The following is a 17967-nucleotide window of genomic DNA, read 5'->3' on the forward strand; positions in this document are numbered from 1 at the left end:
GTGTGTGGTTGATTGTTTAATAGGGTTACGGCGGTTATGGCGAAGGGGAAACACCCGGTTACATTCCGAACCCGGAAGTTAAGCTCTTCAGCGCCGATGGTACTGCACCGGGGACGGTGTGGGAGAGTAGGTCACCGCCGGACAATCTCTCACAGGAAAGGGTCACCCCGTTGGGGTGGCCCTTTTCTGCGTTCACCCACCAGGTATGACCTGGAATCACCTGCGTTACTCGGAAGGGGGTCCTGCCATGCGGCGTGGACCCCCTTTTTTCGTGTCCGGGGAGGGGGTCGTACTGCGGGGCACGGACCCATTTTTTCGTTTCAGGGGCTGGTTCGCTGCCGGCATTGCCGGCCCGATGGTCTTTGGCCCGGTCACCGGCCGGGCGCCGGAGACCGGATCGATTTCCTGCACCGTGGTTCTGGACCTGTTTGGTCGTCTCGGTCTGATGCCGGGGACCCGTTCGTTGGGCTACCCGGAACCTGTTCGCGCCGGTTCGGACAGGTTCCGGGCCTGACACGATCGGTTGCTCCTGACAGGGATGGCCCTTCACACCTTGAAGCCGAGCCGAGCCGAGCCGAGGTCGAAGGCCGTGCGGGTGCGGATCACTAGAATGATGACGATGACCGTGCGGTATTCCCCATTCGGTTCCGGCGGGGAATCCGCACCTTCAACGCAGCGAAGGAAGCCAGCTTATGATCTTCATCGTCGTCAAGTTTGTCGTCCGTCCCGAGCGGAGCGAAGACTGGCTCCCGCTCGTCGACGACTTCACCCAGGCCACTCGGCAGGAGCCGGGGAATGTCTTCTTCGAATGGTCCAGGAGTGTTGACGCGCCCAACCAGTTCGTCTTGATCGAGGCGTTCGCCTCGTCTGACGCAGGTGCGGCACACGTGGGTTCCGACCACTTCAAGGCCGCCATGGCGTGGATGCCCGAGCTGATCGCGGAGACACCGGAGATCATCAACATCGAGGTGCCCGGCGAGGGCTGGTCGCGAATGGCGGAGCTGACCCCGGCCCCGTAGAGCATCGACCCGGGTCGATGCTCTCGCACAGGCGGCGGCTCGTCGAGGCGAGGTGCTCTCCGGGCTTTCGGGCGCGGTCAGAACGGCCGACGATGCGTTGACGAGGTCCGTACGGCTCGCATCCCCGCAAGCGGATGCGAGCCGTACCGGAGGCCGGGGGTCAGGGGGTGAGGTCGAGGTCCTTGACCCGAGGGTCGCCCTCGTCGGCGAGATACTGGTCGGGCTGGGTGGCGTCGCCGCCGTCGGTCATCTTGGAGGCGCGGGCGATGACCGTGCCAAGGATGGCGACGATCAGGTTGACAGCCAGCGCCACGATGCCCGCGTAGATCGTCATCTTGGTGTCCAGTCCCAGCTTCTCCAGCGGGAACGCCGATCCGGCGAAGTGCAGCTTGCCGGTGGCCGGATTGCCGATGTTGTAGAGCATGAGCATTCCGGCGCCCATACCGGCGATCCATCCGGCGATCAGGCCGGCGCGGTGGAACCAGCGGGTGTAGATGCCCAGCGCCACGGCCGGGAGCGTCTGCAGGATGATGACGCCGCCAATGAGCTGGAGGTCGATGGAGAATCCGGTGTCCAGGAACAGGATGCAGAGGATCGCGCCGACCTTGACGAGCAGCGAGGTGATCTTGGAAACGCGGGCCTCGTCGGCGTCGCTGGCGTTCGGCCTGATGTACTCCTTGTAGATGTTGCGGGTGAACAGGTTCGCCGCGGCGATGGACATGATCGCTGCGGGGACCAGCGCGCCGATGCCGATCGCGGCGTAGGCGACCCCGGTGAACCAGTCGGGGAACATCTGGTTGAACAGCTGCGGCACGATCGTGTTGTTGTCCGTGCCGATGGGCTTGACTCCGGCCGCGATGGCCATGTAGCCGAGCAGCGCGATCAGACCCAGCAGCAGGCTGTAGGCCGGGAGCGCGGCCATGTTCCGCTTGATCACGTCGCGGTTCCTGGAGGCCAGAACGCCGGTGATGCTGTGCGGATAGAGGAAGAGCGCGAGCGCGGAGCCCAGGGCCAGCGTGACGTATTGCAGCTGGTTGTTGGCGTTGAGCAGGATGCCGTCAGGTGCGGGCGAGGCCGCGAACTTTTTCTGTGCCTCGCCGAAGACCACGTCCCAGCCGCCGAGCTTCATCGGAATCACGATGATCGCGACGATGATCACGATGTAGATCAGCGTGTCCTTGACGAAGGCGATCAGCGCCGGGGCGCGCAGGCCCGACTGGTAGGTGTAGGCGGCCAGGATGGCGAACGCGATGATGAGCGGCAGATGGCCGGTCACCCCCATCGACTTCAGCACGGCCTCGATGCCGACGAGCTGGAGCGCGATGTAGGGCATGGTCGCGACGATGCCGGTGATGGCGATCAGAAGCGCGAGCGTGGGGGAGCCGAAGCGAGCCCGGACGAAGTCGGCCGGGGTCACGAAGCCGTGCACATGGGAGATCGACCAGAGCCGGAGCAGCACCAGGAACACGATCGGATAGACCACGATCGTGTACGGCACGGCGAAGAAGCCCATCGCGCCCGCGCTCCAGATCAGCGCGGGCACGGCCACGAAGGTGTAGGCGGTGTAGAGGTCGCCGCCGACGAGGAACCAGGTCACCCACGGTCCGAAGTTCCGGCCGCCGAGTCCCCACTCGTCCAGGCTGGCCAGGTTGTCCGGGCGGCGCCAGCGCGCGGCCACGAAACCCATACCGCTGACGAGCAGGAACAGCACGGTGAAGACGGTGATCTCGGTCAGATGCTCGTTCACCGGGTCATCGCCTCCGCTTTGTCATCTGGTAGACGATCGTGGTGCATATGACGCCGACCGCGATGCAGGAGAACTGGAACCAGTAGAACAGCGGGAAGCCGAGAAGACGGGGTTCATCGGAATTATAAAGAAAAGTAAGTAAAGGTAGGACGATCGGTAAAATCAGCAGCCAGTTCCAGGGGCTGCGATCACTTCGATCGCCTCCGTTGGGAGTGGTCAAAAGAGTCTCCTCGGGATGGAGAGGGGATGGTCGGCGAGACCATCTACTACGGCTGACCGGCAGCGTAATTACATGACCGTTTCATTCGGGTCACCGAGCGCCGAGCGGATCAGTTCACGCGACGAACGGTAGGTTGGCTTTTGCCGCTGCTATTGAGCCGTTGATATCGGCCACCCGGCCGCCATCGAGGAACGGGCCGTTGACGCGGGCCGGAGCGGCCCTCTCCACGTCGCTGACGTGCGGGCGGGTGCTTGCTGGATCACACGGTTCTGTCGGCGGCGGTCCTGGGCTCGTGCCGGACGTCGTCGGGCAGGCCGAGTTCGCGGGTCCAGGCGGCGAACTCCACCAGGATCCCGTCGGGGTCCTTGAAGTAGATAGATCGGACGAACACGCCCTCCTGCATCTCGGGCGCGATGCCGAACTCGCTGTCGTCGTGGTTGAGGATCACCCCGACGTCCACTCCCTTGGCGATGAGCTTGTCGCGATACTCCTCGATTTTGTCCGGTGCCACATCAAGGGCGATGTGGTTCATCGAACCGACCGCCGACAGCAGTTCGCCCCGGTCGGGTAAGCCCTTCGGTGCGGAAATGCCGGGAATGCCCTCCGGAGCGTCGGGGAACCAGAAGAATGCCAGCGCGTTGGCACCGCCGCAGTCGAAGAAGAAGTGCTGGCCCCAGCCCATCGGCAGCTCGATCGTTTTGATCAGCGGCATGCCCAGGACACCCGAGTAGAAATCGACCGTCTGCTTCATGTCCGAGCACACCAGCGCCAGATGGTTGACTCCTCGCAGCTCGAACTCGGTGTTGTCTCCCACAGTCTTCTCACTCTCCTTCTCGGGCGACTGTCTCCCCGATTGCTTTGGCCATGGTCGAGGCTTCCCGCCGGCAGCGTTGTCACCGCGCGACAACCACAGGCCACGATGTCGTGTCCGCGATGGAACCGCCAGCCGCATTGACCGAAAACTGGAACGGGGCGCTGACGACGGTCTTCAACACGGTATCCGCCGGCGGGCTGGACGTCTTCGGCCCGGAGGCCGGCGAGGCGACGTGAGCGCGCCGAGGCTGCTGCTTCTCGGTGGGTTCCCCTCCTCCCACCGGTTTCCGTAATCCTGCGCCGGCCGCGAGGCGCTCAGTCGCGGTAGGCGGCCGTTGCGATCTGGACGAACGACCGGATCAGCGGGTTCGGGTCGCCCTCGTTCCACGCCGCGACCACGCGGCTCGGCGCCAGGTCGATCAGCGGTACCACGGTCAGTTCCTCGGGGAGGTCGTGCCCGAGCGGCGTCATTCCGACCGTGCCGTTCCAGAGCACGGCCTGCAGGCACTCCTGTACGGCGCGCACTACCGGACCCTCGCGAGGCTCGCCGCCGCTCCAGTACGACTGCCAGATCGGGTCGGTGCCGTCCGGGAACCGGAACCAGCGCCGGTCGGCCAGGTCGGCCAGCTTCAGGCGGTCGCGGCGGGCCAGTGGATCGTCGGCGCGCAGCACCGCGCCCACCGGGTCGGCGCGCAGTTCGTGCACCGTCAGGCCGGTCTCGTCGAACGGCCCGTGGGTCAGGGCGACGTCGACCAGTCCGGCGCGCAGCCCGCAGGTCGGATCGGTCAGGTCGGTCTCGCGGATGCGGACCTCGACGCCCGGGTGCCGCCGGCGGTACGCGGCGGCCAGCTGTGTTATGCCCCGGTCGGCACTGTCGCCCAGGATGCCGACGGTGATGGTCGTGGCCCCGGCCGCCGCGGCCACGCGCACGCGTACCTGTTCGACCCGGTCGAGCAGGGTACGCGCCTCGTCCAGCAGCACCGCCCCGGCCGGGGTGAGCGTGACGCCCGCGGCGGAGCGGTGCAACAGAGCGGCACCGAGGTCGGTCTCCAGTTGCTTGATCGCCCGGCTCAGCGGCGGCTGGCTCATGTGCAGCCGGGCGGCGGCCCGGCCGAAGTGGAGTTCCTCGGCAACGGCCACAAAATAGCGCAGCAGGCGTAGCTCCATGAGCGGCGACGATACCCGTACGGTATCGACGCCACCTAACCGGCCTTGGACGGCCGCGGTGCCCGGGCGGTGGAATCGGAGCATGACCGACGAACCCATGACCGACGAATCCATGACCGACCCCGCCGTGCGGGTTGCCGACGCCTGGGAAGTCGCCCCCGACCTGCTGGTGATCCCGAACAATCGGGTCGCGCTGGTGCCCAACATCGGCGTCATCGGCGGTACGCAGGCCGTGCTGGTCGTCGAGACGGGCATCGGCACCGCCAACGCCGAGCAGGTCCTCGCCTTCGCGTCCGAGGTGGCGAAGGGCCGCCGGCTGTACCTGACCACGACACATTTCCACCCCGAGCACGCCTTCGGCGCGCAGGCGTTCACCGGCCAGGCCACGTACCTGGTCAACCGCGCCCAGGCGGACGACCTGAAGACGAAGGGGCCGGGCTACCTGGAGATGTTCCGGGGCTTTGGCGGGTCGATCACCCGCCGCCTCGACGGCGTCCGGGTGCCCACTCCCGATGTGGTCTACGACGAGGGGTACGACCTGGACCTCGGCGGCCGGATCGTACGGCTGCGGCCCACCGGCCGGGGCCACACGAAAGGCGACCAGGTGATCGAGGTGCCGGACGCCGGCGTGCTGTTCACCGGGGATCTTGCCGAGACCGGACAGTTCGCCATCTTCCCATGGTTCCCGCCGTACGACACGGACGTCTCCGGCGTGCGCTGGCTGGCGGTGGTGGAACGGCTGGCCGCCGCCGGACCCCGGGTGGTGGTTCCCGGTCACGGTGACCTCGGCGGCCCGCAGGTGCTCGCCGACGTCTGCGACTATCTGCGTGAGCTGCGTGACGAGACCTGGCGGCGGCGTGACTCCGCGATGGGCGAGGCCGAGATCGTTGCCGAGGTCCGGGCGTTGCTGATCGAGCGGCATCCCGAGTGGGCCGGCCAGGAGTGGATCGAGCGGGGCGTCGGGTGCATGTGCGCCGAGCACGCCGCCTGACTCCCTCGTCCAGCCACGCCTGAACGACGGTTGCCGCACGCGTCACGGGACCGGTTGGGCCACGACGGGATTCTCTCCCTCCCAAGGCGAACGTGGCCGGCCCGTTGCCGGTGGAGGTGGCCCGCGCGGCCGGGCCGATCTTCGACCCGTCCGAGCGCAAGGATCGGCTGCGGTTTCTGATCTCCGTGCTCGGGCGTGACGGTCACCACACGGTGTTGTCGTAGGGGGGGAGATCGATCCGGAGTTCGGCGACACCCAGATCCTGCTGGGGCTCCAGATGGACGGCCGCGATCTCGATGAGCAGGGATCGCATCTGGTGGTGCCGGGTGACCGATCCGGAGGCAGATACATGAGCCGGATCGTGGAGATCCGGATCTGTGCCGATGCGCGTCTGTGGAGTGCCGCCGGCTAGCAGCCGCAGGGGCAGGCCGAATCGGCCGGGTCGGGCGGCTCGGCCCAGTACAGAGCGATGAACGGCTCGGCGCAGCAAGGGTGATGGACGCGTTCGCGGGTGACGCGATAGCGGGCCGCCTCGGGCTCTTCGGGGGAGCGGCGCGGAACCGGCACGGTGAGAATGCCGATGTCCTGGTCGATGTGGGTGAGCATGCCGTGGCAGGGCCCGCCCAGGCAGATGGCGTTGTGCGACGGTCGGCTGCTGTTCATGCGCGGCGGCCATGGGTCTCGGTGGCTCGGAGCCGAGGGGCCGGTAGCCGCAGCGGGCGGCCCGCCGCGTCGCCGGTCGGTGCGCTTGACCGATCGGGGCGGCGCTGGGCTCCGCCCCGATCGGCTGGTGTCGCAGAGGATGTCATCGCGATGTCAGGGGGCTTCGAAGCCGGCCTTGGTCAGCACGTCGGCGCCCTGCGGCGACAGCACCAGATCGACGAACTGCTTGGCCAACTCCGGCGCGGGCGCCTTCGTCAAAGCCGCGATCGGGTAGTCGTTGATCGCCTTGGCGGACTCGGGGAAGTCGATACCCGTGACCTTGCCGGCCGAGGCCAGCACGTCGGTCTTGTAGACCAGGGCGGCGTCGACCTCGCCGAGCTCGACCTTGGTCAGGGCGGCCTTGACGTCCTGTTCCAAGGTGACCGGGGTGACCTTCATGCCCGCGGCGTCCAGAGCCTTGATCGCCGCCGCACCGCACGGCACCTGCTCGGCGCAGAGCGCGACCTTGACCTTGGGGTCGGTCAGGTCCTTGAGGTCGTCGACCTTGGCCGGGTTGTCGGCCGGGACGGCGATCTGCAGCGAGTTGCGCACGAACGTGGTCGGAGCCGAGGCCAGGGAGGCGTCGGTGACGGTCTTCATCGTGGCGGGGCTGGCCGCGGCGAACACATCGGCCGGGGCGCCTTCGACGATCTGCTGGGCCAGGGTGGCGCTGGAGCCGAAGTTGAAGCGCACCGTGGTGCCGGGGTGGGCGGCCTCGAAGGTCTTACCCAGCTCGGTGAAGGTACCGGTCAGCGACGCGGCGGCGAACACCGTCAACGTGCCGGACGCGGCTTCGGCGGCCGAGGCCGAAGCGGAGGCGGTGGTGGAGGCGGCGGGGGTGGCCGGGTCGCTCGAGCCGCAGCCGGACAGCGCAGCGGCCAGGGTGAGGGCGAGCGGGACCGTGACGGCCCAGCGGGAAAGACGCCTGAACAACGAGGACTCCTTACGGACTCACCAGGTGAGTGTGGTCGGCGATCTCGACGACGACGTTGGTGGACTTGATCACGGCGACCGCCACCACCCCCACCTCCAGGCCCAGCTCGTCGGCGGCCTGACGGCTCATCAGCGAGACCACTCGATAGGGTCCGGCGGCGATCTCGACCTGGGCCATCACCGCGTCCCTGATCACCTCGGTCACGATCCCGCGAAAGCGGTTACGCGCCGAAGAACCCGAACTGTCCTCGGTCTCGATCTGGGAGCGCGCGAACGCGGCCAGATCCGCACCGGCCACCGTCCGGTGACCGTGCTCATCGCGGTGAGCCGGGAGCCGGCCGATGTCGACCCATCGCCGCACGGTGTCGGGGCTGACCCCGAGCAGCGAGGCGGCCTCACTGATCCGAAACGTCGTCACAAACAATCACCATACATTCGCACATGCTGGCCTTCATAGGCGACTCTCATGGCAAGCACGGCGTAATCTACTTTTTTCCATCGCACCTGAGAGATCAGAGCGCGCAGATGACCCCCCGTACCTCCCGTCGACCGGCGCCACTGAGCACCGAGCCGGGGCGGCCGAAACCGATCATCGTCACGCCACCCCGGCCACCCGGGCCCGTCCGATGCCCTCGGCCCCGGCTCTCCGGGATCAGGCCGGAAGCCTTGATCGCCGCGATCACCATCACAAAAGCTCTCACCATCACAGAAGCTCTCACCACCCCGGATCCCCGTACGGTGACCACCTCCGGTTCCGGACGGCGGTGTTGTGACAGCCGGCCCGGAGTCCGTTCGGCGCGGATGTGCCTCCCTCTCAGCGGGAACTCGCTCCAGGCCGGGCGGTGGTCGCAGCGATCGGCTACCGGCGGGCGGCGATGGCGAGGAAACGGTGTTCCGGATCGTCGTAGCTGGTCAGCCGCCACCCCGTCTGGTGCATCGACCGGCGCAGGGGTGCTTCGGCGAGGGGCTCGTCAGGACTCAGGGTGCGGCCGTGGCGGGCGGCGAGAGCGGCGCGTCCGGAGGGATGGAAGAGCACGAGCAGACCGCCCGGCCGGGTGACGCGAGCCAGCTCGTGGAGACCCGCATCGGCGTCGGGCAGGTGCGTGAGGAGCCCGGCGGCGAACACCGCGTCGACGGACGCGTCGGCGAGAGGCAGGTGCCGGGCGTCGGCGAGGGCGAGTGCCGCGTACTCGGCGCGGCCGTGCGAGCGGACCTGCGCGAGCATCTCGGGAGTCAGGTCCACCGCGATGACGCCGCCGCGCGGGCCGACGGCGTGGCGGAGGGCGGGCAGGGCGCGGCCGGTGCCACAGCCGACATCGACGACGACGCCGTCCCTCGGCAGGCCTGCCTCGGTGATCGCGGCGGCGTAGGCGGGCAGGTCGTCGCCGAACTTGGTGTCCCAGGTGGCGGCGCGGGTGGCGAAGAAGGCCCGGCTCTCGGTGAGGTACCAGCGCGTGCGGTCGCCCAGCCGGGCGGTGGAGTGGCGGATCACCGGCCAGGTCGGATCATGCAGGTCGATGACGATGTCGGCGTCGGCCTTCGCGCTCTTGCGCCCGTTGCCGGCGGGCGGAGTGCGCAGCCAGATCACCACGTCCCAGTGGCCGCGAGGTGGATGGGCTCGCCAGTGGGGGCCGTGCGCCACCACGATCGCGTCGGCGCTGGACTCGGCGCTCCAGGTGGACGGGGTGGTGCCGAACAGCGGGGTGCAGGCGCGTCCGGTGTCGTGGACGGCGGCCGCGAGGCGTTCGGCGACGATCAGGTTCTGCTCGCCGGCGCCGTCGACCACCACGCACACCGGTCCGGCCGGGAGCATGTCCGTGATATTCCGCAGGAGCTCTTCCCACCGGCGGTCCTGGGCGGCGGTCATCGCCCGCTCCGTGGACACCGGTGCCGCATCGTCAGCCATGCGTCAATCATGCAGATGCCGACCTGAAATGGCTACCTGACCAGGAGAAGCGAGGTCTAGGACCGCTTTTGGGTCGAGATCACGATGAGCGGGGTCGCGGAAGGCCGCCGACCGGATCGTTCGAACGTTTCATCCATGGGATGAGCAGCGCGCTCGGCAAACCGGCTCGCCGCCGTCCTGGACGAGCTCGCCCGCCTGCACATCAAGATCGTCGCGGTGCGGGACGCTCCCCGAGCGACTCAACCCGTCAAAAACGGCGCTTCTCGCCGTTCCCGTCAGCCGATCTAGGCCGGGACGGCATGGCCGGGAACCTCGCAGATCTTGTGATCGTTTGCCGTTCGGTCGTATTCAGCGCACAACCAGAGAGAGGAAACCGTGGTCTTCAAACGGATGCTGGGAGCCTTCGGTGTCGGGGCCCCTTCGGTGGACACGGTCCTGGCCACGCCACGCGTGCAACCCGGTGGGTCGCTGCGCGGCGAGGTGCGGATCAAGGGCGGTGACTTCGACGCCGACATCGAATACGTCGCGCTGGGGCTGGTCACCCAGGTGGAATCTGAGCACGGCGAGGGTGAGCAGATCGGCCTGGTGGAGTTCTTCCGCACGCAGGTGTCCGGGCCGTTCCGCCTGCGCACCGCGGAAGACAGGATCGTCCCCTTTCAACTTCCCGTCCCGTGGGAGACGCCGGTCACCGAGATCGCCGGTCAGCGCCTGCGCGGCATGGCCATGGGGGTGCGCACCGAGCTGGCGATCGCCAAGGCGATCGACAAGGGCGACATGGATCCGGTCGAGATCGAGCCGACCGCCTCCCAGGAAGCCGTGCTGCGGGCCTTCTCCCAGCTCGGTTTCCACTTCAAGAGCGCCGATCTGGAGCGGGGCCGCATTTACGGCGTCAGCCAGCAGCTGCCGTTCTTCCAGGAGATCGAGTTCTACCCGCCCGCTCAGTATTCCGGGCAGATCAACGAGGTCGAGCTGACCTTCGTCGCCAACCCCGCCGGCCTGGACGTCATCGTGGAGGCCGACAAGCGCGGCGGCCGCTACAGCTCCGGCACCGACGCCGTCGGCCGTTTCCAGCTCACCCACGAGCAGGCGCTCCAGGTCGACTGGGCGGCTGAGATCAACAGCTGGGTGGCCTCGTTGTCCCAGCACCACGGCGGTTCGCACATCGCGGGACACGACCCCTACGGCCAGTACGGCGGTCATCACGGCGGGCACCACGACTCCCACCATCGCCACCACGGCGGCGGGCCCGGATTGGGCGGGATCGCCGCGGCCGGAGCGGCCGGCGTGGTCGGCGGCTTCGTCGCCGCCGAGGCGATCGACGAGATCGGCGACTTCTTCGAAGGGGAAGAAGCAGAAGAGGAGTGACCTGACCGAACCCGGCCCGCTGAACCCGCAGCGGGCACAGCGGTGAAGGCCCGCCTCGCGACCAAACGCGGGGCGGGCCTTCACGGCCGGACGTCGAACCCGGCGGGCGCATGGCTGAACCGGTGTGGGTCTCGCCCCCCTTGATGCCCCGGTGCCGGCGACGTGCCTCGCCCGGGGTGAGGGCACCGCCTCATGGCCGGCCATCGATCGACTGTCGGTTTTTGTCGCCGGAGGCCATCGCGAGCAGGGCACCGGGGCCTTCGGGGGAGAGCAGGATGTCCTGGGCGGCGTTGGTGGCGGTGACGGCCTCCTCCATCCGGGCCAGCATCGAGGCCTCGTAGGCGTTGATCGCGGCGTTCACGTCGGTGTGCCCGGCTGAGGTGAGGGCGGTGACGAGTTCGAGGGCGTCGAGGAGACCCATGTTGACGCCCTGTCCGGTGAACGGGGACATCACGTGCGCGGCGTCGCCGATCAGGGTCAGGCCGGTGTGCTGCCGCCAGTGCTGCCGTGCGGGAACGGTGTAGAGGGGCCACCAGATGAACCTGGTGTCCACCTCGTCGAGGATGCCGCGCATTCGGGGAGACCATTCCTGGAACTCGCGGTCCAGTTCGCCGCGGATGAAGCCGGGATCCCTGAACATGGCCCCGGCGATGCGGTTCGGGTCCTCGTCGCGGCGCTGGGCGAAGTAGACGCGGATCGAGCCGTCGCCGTTGCGCTGGCACAGGAATGCCCTGTCGTACCCGAGCACAGGCCCGCGCCCTCTCCCACGATCTCGGCGGCGTAGGAGCCGGGCGACGGATGGGAGATCTCGCCGGCGATGAAGGTGACCCCTATGTAGGCGGGCACCTCGTCCGTGATTGTCGGGCGGGTCCTGGAGTTGACGCCATCGGCGCCGATCACCAGGTCCGCCTCTATCGTGTCTCCGCCTTCGAAGCCGACGCGCCACCGGTTCTCGGTCACCTCGACGGAGGTGATCTCGCGGCCCCACTCGACGGTTCCGTGGGGGAGCGAGTCGAGCAGCAGGGAGCGCAGTTCCAGCCGGTCGATTTCCGGCCGTATCTCGTCCTCGTCGGACTCGTCGGTGGACAGCAGCAGGGCGCCGTCGGTGCCGAAGTAGTTGGTGTGCTGCCCCTGCGGGCGGACGGCTTTCTCGAACTCGCCCATCAGGCCGGCGGCGGCGAGGGTACGCAGCCCGTTGTCTTCGCCGAGGTCGAGCGATCCTCCCTGGGTGCGGGCGAGGCGGTCGGCGTCTTTCTCGAACACTCGGGCGCGCACGCCGTTCAGGTGCAGGAGCCGGGCGGTGGCGAGGCCGGCGGGGCCGGCGCCGAGGATGACGATCTCGAGTTGGGTCAGAGCTTGTGCGGTGGGCATGGTGGTTCCTTTCGTGCGGATTCAGAGCCGGTGGGGCGCCGCCGATCGGCGGCGTGGGTCAGTATTCGGGGACTTCGACCCTGCCTTCGGCGACCTCGAGCATCTCCTCCGACAGCGGCTTCTCCCGCATGAGGAGGGCGAGGGCGAAGGAGACGATCATGAACGGGACGGACCAGAGGAACACCGTCTGGAAGGCGTCCACGGTCGAGGTGAGAGTGGGGGAGGAGCCCATGGTTCCGGCGAGGATGGCACCGAAGATCGCCGCGCCGAATGCGCCACCGATGCTCTTGAAGAAGTTCAGCGCCCCGGTGGCGGTGCCCAGGTGCCGGTATTCGACCGCGTTCTGCCCGGCGAGGAGGGCGACCTGGATCATGAACCCGATTCCGGCGCCGGCGAAGGTCAGCGGCACGATGATCGCCCACGCGGAGGTGTCGTGGGTCACGGAGCCGACCGCCCACATCGACAGGCCCGTCAACGCGGAGCCGATCACCGGGTAGATCTTGTAGCGGCCGGTCTTCGTGATGAAGGGGCCGGCGATCGCGGTCGCGGCGACGAGGCCGAGGAGCATCGGAATCAGGAACAGGCCCGCCGCGAACGCGGAGTATCCCTGCACGGTCTGCAGGAACAGCGGAACGTAGAGCATCGCGACGAACAGGACCAGGGAGGCGAACCCGAACTGGATCGAGGAGATGGTGAAGATGTTCGACCGGAACAGGCCGAGGGGCGTGATCGGTTCCGCCGCGCGCCCCTCGACGAGGATGTAGGCGAGCAGGCCCGCGACGCTGACGCCGATGAGGATCAGAATCAACGGCGAGTTCCACGCGTGGCCGGCGCCGCCGAGGGTGGTGAACAGCAGGATCGTTGTGGTCACCACCGCGGCGAGCAGGCCACCGGCGACATCGATCCGGCCGCGCCTGCCGGGGTGCTGGGGCAGGTGGACGCGGAGGGCGACCATGGCGATCGCGAACACCCCGATCGGGACGTTGATAAAGAAGATCCACCGCCAGGAGATCGTGTCCGCGAACAGGCCGCCGAGGAACGGGCCGGCGACCAGGGCCAGGGTCGCGACGATGCCGGTGTACGCCTGGTAGCGGGAGCGTTGCCGGGCCGGCACGATGTCGCCGACGATCGCCATCACCAGAGAGTTCAGGCCGCCGCCGCCGAGGCCCTGGAAGGCGCGGAAGACGATCAGCCAGAGCATGTTCCCGGAGACCGCGGCCAGGACCGAGCCGATCAGGAAGATCACGATTGAGAGCAGGAAGATCTGCTTTCGGCCGAACATGTCGCCGAGCTTGCCGAACAGCAGCGTCGTCACGGCACTGGTGAGCAGGTAGGCGGAGGCGACCCAGGAGATCTGGTCGGTGCCGCCGAGCTCCTTGCCGATGGTCGGCAGGGCGGTCGCCACGATCGTCTGATCCAGGTTCGAGATGAACAGGACGAGCATCAGCGGGACCAGGATCACCATGATCGCCCGATGCGTGAGCAGCTGTGGCGTGGTCGTCGGCATGACGGAGACCTTCCGATAGGTAAGTAGATGTGAAAAGTAAGTCACTTACCTTTATGATGTCAAACGATCCGATTTTCGCCTGATGGAGAAAAGTAACCGGCTGTGTTATTGGGGTAAGCTCCACGGATGGTTGCCGACACGAAATCGCCGCTGCGGGAACGCAAGAAGGCGATCACCCGCCAGGCGCTGATCGACGCTGCCGAGCGGTTGTTCGAGGAGCGCGGGTTCGACGCGGTGACGGTGGCGGAGATCGCAGACGCGGCGAACGTGTCCGTGAAGACGCTCTTCGTCTACTTCCGGTCCAAGGAGGACCTCGCCTTCGCCGACAGAGGGCTCATCGAGGCTCTTCTCGAAGCTCTGGCGAACCGCCCTGCCGGAACCGCCGCGGCGGAGGCGGTGGCCGGCGTGCTGGTCGCGGCGCTCGACAGCGGCGACGGCAATCCGGGCCTGGAGGGCTTCCACCGCGGCTACGGCCGGTCGGCGGCACTTCAGTCGGGTCTGCTCCGGATGTGGGCGGATTTCGAGGACCGGATCACTGTCGAGCTCGCCCGTGAGGCCGGCGCCGAGGCGACGCCGCAACTACGCATGCACGCGATCCAGCTTGTCGGGATCGTCCGGCTGGCGACTTCCCCCGAGGCCCGCGCCGCGATCACCGGGCTCACCCCCGTGAGGGCCGTCGCGCGCGTCGAGTCGATGCTCGGCGACGCTGCGGCCGCTGTCGCCCGGTCGTTCCCGTGACCGCTTAGACCATGTCCCGTTTGGTGATCGGTCGTGACGTCGTTCTTGGACCGGCCTGCCCGACGAGGCCCGGCCGGTGAAGGACCGCGCCCGCGCGCTGCTCCTCGCCCTGTGCGTCATGGGCGCCGCGGCCCTGCTCTCGGCCCCGCCGGCACAGGCGTACGCGCCGGCCCGGCCCGAGCAGGCGTACGCGCCGGTCAAGATCGTCCACACCGAGCAGGTGCAGGCCGGCCCGTACCACCTGACCGTGGGCTTCTCCACGTGGCCGCTGCGGGCCATGCAGTCACTGGACTTCACCTTCGCCCCGGACGGCGGGCTGACCGGAAAATCCGGCACCCTCAGCATGACCAGACCCGGTGCGAAGGCGGGAATGCGCAGCGTGAGCCGGCTCTCCCGCCACCCGCGCAAACGGTCCGTCTGGGGCCTGGACATCCGGTCGCTGCCCACGGCCGGGCAGTGGGCCTTCACCTTTACCGTCAACGGTCCTCAGGGGCAGGGAACGGGCACCCTCGACAACCTCACCGTCCTCGACCAGCCCGGCCCTCCGCTGGCGCTGAGCTGGACCCTGTGCGCCCTGCCCGTCCTCGGACTGATCGCCTTCCTGATCGTCGCGTGGCGACGTCACCGCCCTTCCCGCCACCTCGCGGTGATGGGCGTCTGAGACATCAAGCGGGTGGCATCGCCGGGCGACAGAGAGATACCAGCTCGAAGCAGAGCGAATCGGCTGGGAAGGCGACCGCCACTCGCGCAACGCGATCGACAGGATTCGGGTCTGTCAGGCCCCTCCTTCGGAGGGCCGCACGCTGAGCGCGTCGATCGCGCACCGCGACCGGTCCAGCTCGTTGACGATGATCCTTGCCGAAGCGGGCTGCCGAGGTGGGAATACCCGGTCATGTCGCCGCTTCCGGGGGATGCTGCGTGCGCCACTGCTCGTAGGCGGCGAGGGCGGTGGGAAGGGTGGGGAAGATGTGCTCTTCGCCGATGGCCGCGGCCAGGCCGGACGTCTCCAGGAAGACCATGAGGTCCTGTTTGACCCGGGCGAGGGCGAAGACGACGTCCCGGCGTTCCAGCTCTCGGCGCAGTGCCTCGACGGCGTCCAGGCCGGTGATGTCGACCTCGACGATGGCCTCGGTGTTCAGGACGAACCAGGCGACGGGGCCCTCATGCTGGTCGACGGCGGCCAGGGCGCGGCGGCGGAAGTCCTCGGCGTTGGCGAAGAACAGCGGTGAGTCGTAGCGGTAGACGACCAGCCCCGGCACGGTGCGCGCCTGGGGGTAGTCGTCGACGTCGTGCATTCCGGCCAGCCCGGGAACCAGGCCCAGGATCGCGTCGTGCGGCCTGGCCACCCGGGCCAGCATCTCGGCGACCGAGAGGGCGACCGCGGCCAGCACGCCGTACAGGATGTCGAAGACGAGCACACCGGCGAGCGCGCCGAGCGCGAGCAGGAGTTCGCTGCGCCGAAACGCCGCCAGGCGCCGGAATTCGGCGACGTCGATCAGCCGGAGGGCGGCGTAGACCACGATGGCGCCGAGAGCCGCGGCGGGGAAGGTCGCCAGCAGCGGTCCCGCGAAGAGCAGAACCACGACCACCGACGCCAGCGCGACGAGGGAGAACAGCTGGGTGCGGCTGCCGGCGGCGTCACCGAGGGCGGTACGGCTGCCGCTGCTGCTGACGGGGAAACCACGCAGCAGGCCCGCGCCGAGGTTGGCCGCCCCGAGGGCCAGCAGTTCCTGATTGGCGTCGATCTCGTAGTCGCGGCGGGCGGCGAAAGCGCGCGTGGTGAGGATGTTGTCGGTGTAGCCCACCAGCAGCAGGCCGACGGCGGGCAGCAGCAGGGACGCGAGATCGCCGGTGGCCGGGAGCGACGGAGCGGGAAGCCCCGAGGGGACCGCGCCCACGACCCGGATGCCGTACCGCTCCAATCCGAACACGGCCACGGCCGCGGTCGCCAGCAGGACGGTGAGCAGCGGCGCGGGCGCTCTGGGCAGGCGCCACTGCAGGACGAGCAGGAACGCGAGCATCGCGGCGGCCAGCAGCAACGTCGCGAGGTGGACATGGGGCATGCCCCTGAAGAAGGAGGTCAGCTGCGACAGGAAGCTCTCCCCGCTCACCGGCACCGCGGTGAGCTTGCCCAACTGCCCCACGATCATGATCAGGGCCACTCCGGCCATGTAGCCGACCAGAATCGGCTTGGACAGCAGGTCGGCGACGAACCCGAGTCGCAGCACCCAGCAGATCAGGCACAGCAGCCCGACGAGGACCGCCAGCGCGGCCGCCAGATGCGCGTACCGGGCCGGATCACCGGCGGCGATCGGCCCCACGATGACGGCGGTCATCAGCGCGGTCGTCGACTCGGGGCCGATCGACAGCTGCCGGGACGACCCGAGCAGCGCGTACAGCGCCAGCGGAGCCAGGATCGCCCACAGCCCCACCACGGGAGGCAGCCCTGCGACGGTGGCGTAGGCCATGACCTGGGGGACCAGGTAGGCCGCCACCGTGATCCCGGCAAGCAGATCACCGCGCAGCCAGCCGCGCTCATAGCCGGCCAGGACGGCGGCCCCGGGCAGCAGACGCCAGATGAGACGGTTCGCACGCGGCTTCGCCATGATCATCCTTCCACCTCGTGGTACAGGCGTGAGGTTTCCCGTCTCCACCGGGAAGTTCCCTCATCGGCGATCGGCACCATGTCAACAGATCATGACAGGAAGGGCCGTCGAAGGCCCTGCGATACCCCGGCGGACCTGGTGCCGGTCGGATGTCGAGGGCCGAAAGTCCCGTAGAACAGGACTTTCTGGGCCGGGCGTACAAGTCGGACGGCACTGCCGGGAAGCGTCGGAAAACGGTGTGCTTAGGCCGTACGGATCAGAGCCCAGCCCCCAGGGAGCGCAGTCATGACGGTCACCAAAGGTCATCACCAGAGCAGCCACGCAGACCCCACCGCGCCCGTCATGGACGCCCCGGCCGGGAGTGTGATCCGCCCGGTCGGCTACGTCTGGGCGATCGCCCGCATCAGCCTGGGCTGGACCTTCCTGTGGGCGTTTCTGGACAAGGTCTTCGGCTGGGGGTTCTCCACCCCGGCGGACCGCGCCTGGATCGCCGGGGGCAGCCCGACCACGGGCTTTCTCAAGGGCACCGGCGAGAACGCGCTCGGTGGCTTCTTCGGCGGCCTGGCCGGGCAGACGTGGGTCGACGGGCTGTTCATGATCGGCCTTCTCGGCATCGGCGTCGCGCTCATCCTCGGCGCCGGCATCCGGATCGCCGCCATCACGGGAGGCCTGCTGCTGGTCCTCATGTGGGCCGCCGGGCTTCCGCTGGAGACCAACCCGTTCCTGGACGAGCACCTCGTCTACGCCGTCGTGCTGGCCGGGCTGGCGCTGGGCGGCGCCGGTGACGTCCTGGGCATCGGCGCCTGGTGGGGCCGTACCTCGCTGGTGGGGCGCCTGCCGATCCTGAGGTGAACGACAACCGGACACGATCCCAGAGAACGA

Annotated in this window: 18 protein-coding genes and 1 rRNA gene; 7 read left to right on the forward strand and 12 right to left on the reverse strand. The window is 68.3% G+C overall.

All coding sequences use genetic code 11. The features are described 5' to 3' along the window. Positions 1–26: 26 nt before the first annotated feature. Positions 27–143, forward strand: a 5S ribosomal RNA gene (gene rrf / locus DKM19_RS17060). Positions 144–692: 549 nt separating this feature from the next. Beyond that, on the forward strand, positions 693–1019 hold the full coding sequence (locus tag DKM19_RS17065; RefSeq protein ID WP_110696545.1) for a putative quinol monooxygenase: 327 nt from the start codon (positions 693–695) through the stop codon (positions 1017–1019). Positions 1020–1179: 160 nt separating this feature from the next. Here DKM19_RS17065 and mctP read toward each other — a convergent pair whose 3' ends face one another. The 4 genes from mctP to DKM19_RS17085 form a co-directional block, all read right to left on the reverse strand. Beyond that, a complete protein-coding gene (gene mctP / locus DKM19_RS17070; RefSeq protein WP_305000312.1) occupies positions 1180–2766 on the reverse strand; it encodes a monocarboxylate uptake permease MctP in 1587 nt (528 codons plus the stop codon). 4 nt (positions 2767–2770) lie between these two features. Beyond that, positions 2771–2986: a DUF3311 domain-containing protein gene (locus DKM19_RS17075; RefSeq protein ID WP_089212003.1), complete on the reverse strand. Its 216-nt coding sequence runs from the start codon at positions 2984–2986 to the stop codon at positions 2771–2773. Between the two features lie 259 nt (positions 2987–3245). After that, a complete protein-coding gene (locus DKM19_RS17080) occupies positions 3246–3800 on the reverse strand; it encodes a VOC family protein (protein WP_110696546.1) in 555 nt (184 codons plus the stop codon). Between the two features lie 314 nt (positions 3801–4114). Continuing rightward, complete coding sequence (locus DKM19_RS17085) at positions 4115–4966, reverse strand: LysR family transcriptional regulator (RefSeq protein ID WP_110696547.1); 852 nt, start codon at positions 4964–4966, stop codon at positions 4115–4117. An 82-nt stretch (positions 4967–5048) separates the two neighbouring features. On the opposite strand from DKM19_RS17085, the gene DKM19_RS17090 reads away from it, so the two are divergent. After that, complete coding sequence (locus DKM19_RS17090; RefSeq protein ID WP_239514294.1) at positions 5049–5957, forward strand: MBL fold metallo-hydrolase; 909 nt, start codon at positions 5049–5051, stop codon at positions 5955–5957. A gap of 408 nt (positions 5958–6365) precedes the next feature. Here DKM19_RS17090 and DKM19_RS17095 read toward each other — a convergent pair whose 3' ends face one another. The 4 genes from DKM19_RS17095 to DKM19_RS17110 form a co-directional block, all read right to left on the reverse strand. After that, entirely contained in the window at positions 6366–6620 is a 255-nt protein-coding gene (locus DKM19_RS17095; RefSeq protein ID WP_110696548.1) for a hypothetical protein, read from the reverse strand. Between the two features lie 153 nt (positions 6621–6773). Then, complete coding sequence (gene modA, locus DKM19_RS17100) at positions 6774–7592, reverse strand: molybdate ABC transporter substrate-binding protein (RefSeq protein ID WP_110696549.1); 819 nt, start codon at positions 7590–7592, stop codon at positions 6774–6776. Positions 7593–7602: 10 nt separating this feature from the next. After that, positions 7603–8010, reverse strand: a complete 408-nt coding sequence (locus tag DKM19_RS17105) for a molybdopterin-binding protein (protein ID WP_110694384.1) — start codon at positions 8008–8010, stop codon at positions 7603–7605. A 441-nt stretch (positions 8011–8451) separates the two neighbouring features. Beyond that, positions 8452–9498 (reverse strand): class I SAM-dependent methyltransferase, encoded by a 1047-nt coding sequence (locus DKM19_RS17110; RefSeq protein WP_204358824.1) that lies wholly within the window; start codon positions 9496–9498, stop codon positions 8452–8454. A 375-nt stretch (positions 9499–9873) separates the two neighbouring features. Here DKM19_RS17110 and DKM19_RS17115 point away from each other — a divergent pair, with 375 nt between their 5' ends. Next, entirely contained in the window at positions 9874–10863 is a 990-nt protein-coding gene (locus tag DKM19_RS17115) for a sporulation protein (protein ID WP_110696550.1), read from the forward strand. 190 nt (positions 10864–11053) lie between these two features. Here the strand turns inward: DKM19_RS17115 and DKM19_RS17120 are convergent, their stop codons facing one another. From DKM19_RS17120 to DKM19_RS17130, 3 genes are read right to left on the reverse strand one after another with little or no spacing between them, the layout of a single operon-like run. After that, on the reverse strand, positions 11054–11437 hold the full coding sequence (locus DKM19_RS17120) for an NAD(P)/FAD-dependent oxidoreductase (protein ID WP_162641546.1): 384 nt from the start codon (positions 11435–11437) through the stop codon (positions 11054–11056). Next, a complete protein-coding gene (locus DKM19_RS17125) occupies positions 11341–12234 on the reverse strand; it encodes an NAD(P)/FAD-dependent oxidoreductase (protein ID WP_110696552.1) in 894 nt (297 codons plus the stop codon). Before DKM19_RS17125 ends, DKM19_RS17120 begins: the two co-directional genes overlap by 97 nt. A gap of 58 nt (positions 12235–12292) precedes the next feature. Beyond that, positions 12293–13741: an MDR family MFS transporter gene (locus tag DKM19_RS17130; protein ID WP_110696553.1), complete on the reverse strand. Its 1449-nt coding sequence runs from the start codon at positions 13739–13741 to the stop codon at positions 12293–12295. A 126-nt stretch (positions 13742–13867) separates the two neighbouring features. Here DKM19_RS17130 and DKM19_RS50665 point away from each other — a divergent pair, with 126 nt between their 5' ends. Both DKM19_RS50665 and DKM19_RS17140 read left to right on the forward strand, forming a co-directional pair. Further along, entirely contained in the window at positions 13868–14479 is a 612-nt protein-coding gene (locus DKM19_RS50665; RefSeq protein ID WP_204358825.1) for a TetR/AcrR family transcriptional regulator, read from the forward strand. 76 nt (positions 14480–14555) lie between these two features. Further along, the gene (locus DKM19_RS17140) at positions 14556–15140 is read left to right on the forward strand and encodes a hypothetical protein (protein WP_204358826.1); all 585 of its coding nucleotides are present in this window, start codon (positions 14556–14558) and stop codon (positions 15138–15140) included. 229 nt (positions 15141–15369) lie between these two features. Here the strand turns inward: DKM19_RS17140 and sulP are convergent, their stop codons facing one another. Continuing rightward, positions 15370–17085: a sulfate permease gene (gene sulP, locus DKM19_RS17145; protein WP_204358827.1), complete on the reverse strand. Its 1716-nt coding sequence runs from the start codon at positions 17083–17085 to the stop codon at positions 15370–15372. Positions 17086–17370: 285 nt separating this feature from the next. Here sulP and DKM19_RS17150 point away from each other — a divergent pair, with 285 nt between their 5' ends. Next, complete coding sequence (locus DKM19_RS17150) at positions 17371–17937, forward strand: hypothetical protein (protein ID WP_369989125.1); 567 nt, start codon at positions 17371–17373, stop codon at positions 17935–17937. The last annotated feature ends 30 nt before the right edge of the window (positions 17938–17967 follow it).

Source organism: Streptosporangium sp. 'caverna' (genome assembly GCF_003203775.1).
Lineage (GTDB): Bacteria > Actinomycetota > Actinomycetes > Streptosporangiales > Streptosporangiaceae > Streptosporangium > Streptosporangium subroseum.

Excerpts from the sequence above, each read along its gene's own strand:
- DKM19_RS17090 (WP_239514294.1), top strand. The coding sequence starts at position 5,049 with ATGACCGACGAACCCATGACCGACGAATCCATGACCGACCCCGCCGTG.
- DKM19_RS17120 (WP_162641546.1), bottom strand. The coding sequence starts at position 11,437 with ATGCGCGGCATCCTCGACGAGGTGGACACCAGGTTCATCTGGTGGCCC.
- DKM19_RS17085 (WP_110696547.1), bottom strand. The coding sequence starts at position 4,966 with ATGGAGCTACGCCTGCTGCGCTATTTTGTGGCCGTTGCCGAGGAACTC.
- sulP (WP_204358827.1), bottom strand. The coding sequence starts at position 17,085 with ATGGCGAAGCCGCGTGCGAACCGTCTCATCTGGCGTCTGCTGCCCGGG.
- DKM19_RS17150 (WP_369989125.1), top strand. The coding sequence starts at position 17,371 with ATGACGGTCACCAAAGGTCATCACCAGAGCAGCCACGCAGACCCCACC.
- DKM19_RS17130 (WP_110696553.1), bottom strand. The coding sequence starts at position 13,741 with ATGCCGACGACCACGCCACAGCTGCTCACGCATCGGGCGATCATGGTG.
- DKM19_RS17125 (WP_110696552.1), bottom strand. The coding sequence starts at position 12,234 with ATGCCCACCGCACAAGCTCTGACCCAACTCGAGATCGTCATCCTCGGC.
- DKM19_RS50665 (WP_204358825.1), top strand. The coding sequence starts at position 13,868 with ATGGTTGCCGACACGAAATCGCCGCTGCGGGAACGCAAGAAGGCGATC.
- DKM19_RS17110 (WP_204358824.1), bottom strand. The coding sequence starts at position 9,498 with ATGGCTGACGATGCGGCACCGGTGTCCACGGAGCGGGCGATGACCGCC.
- DKM19_RS17065 (WP_110696545.1), top strand. The coding sequence starts at position 693 with ATGATCTTCATCGTCGTCAAGTTTGTCGTCCGTCCCGAGCGGAGCGAA.
- DKM19_RS17095 (WP_110696548.1), bottom strand. The coding sequence starts at position 6,620 with ATGAACAGCAGCCGACCGTCGCACAACGCCATCTGCCTGGGCGGGCCC.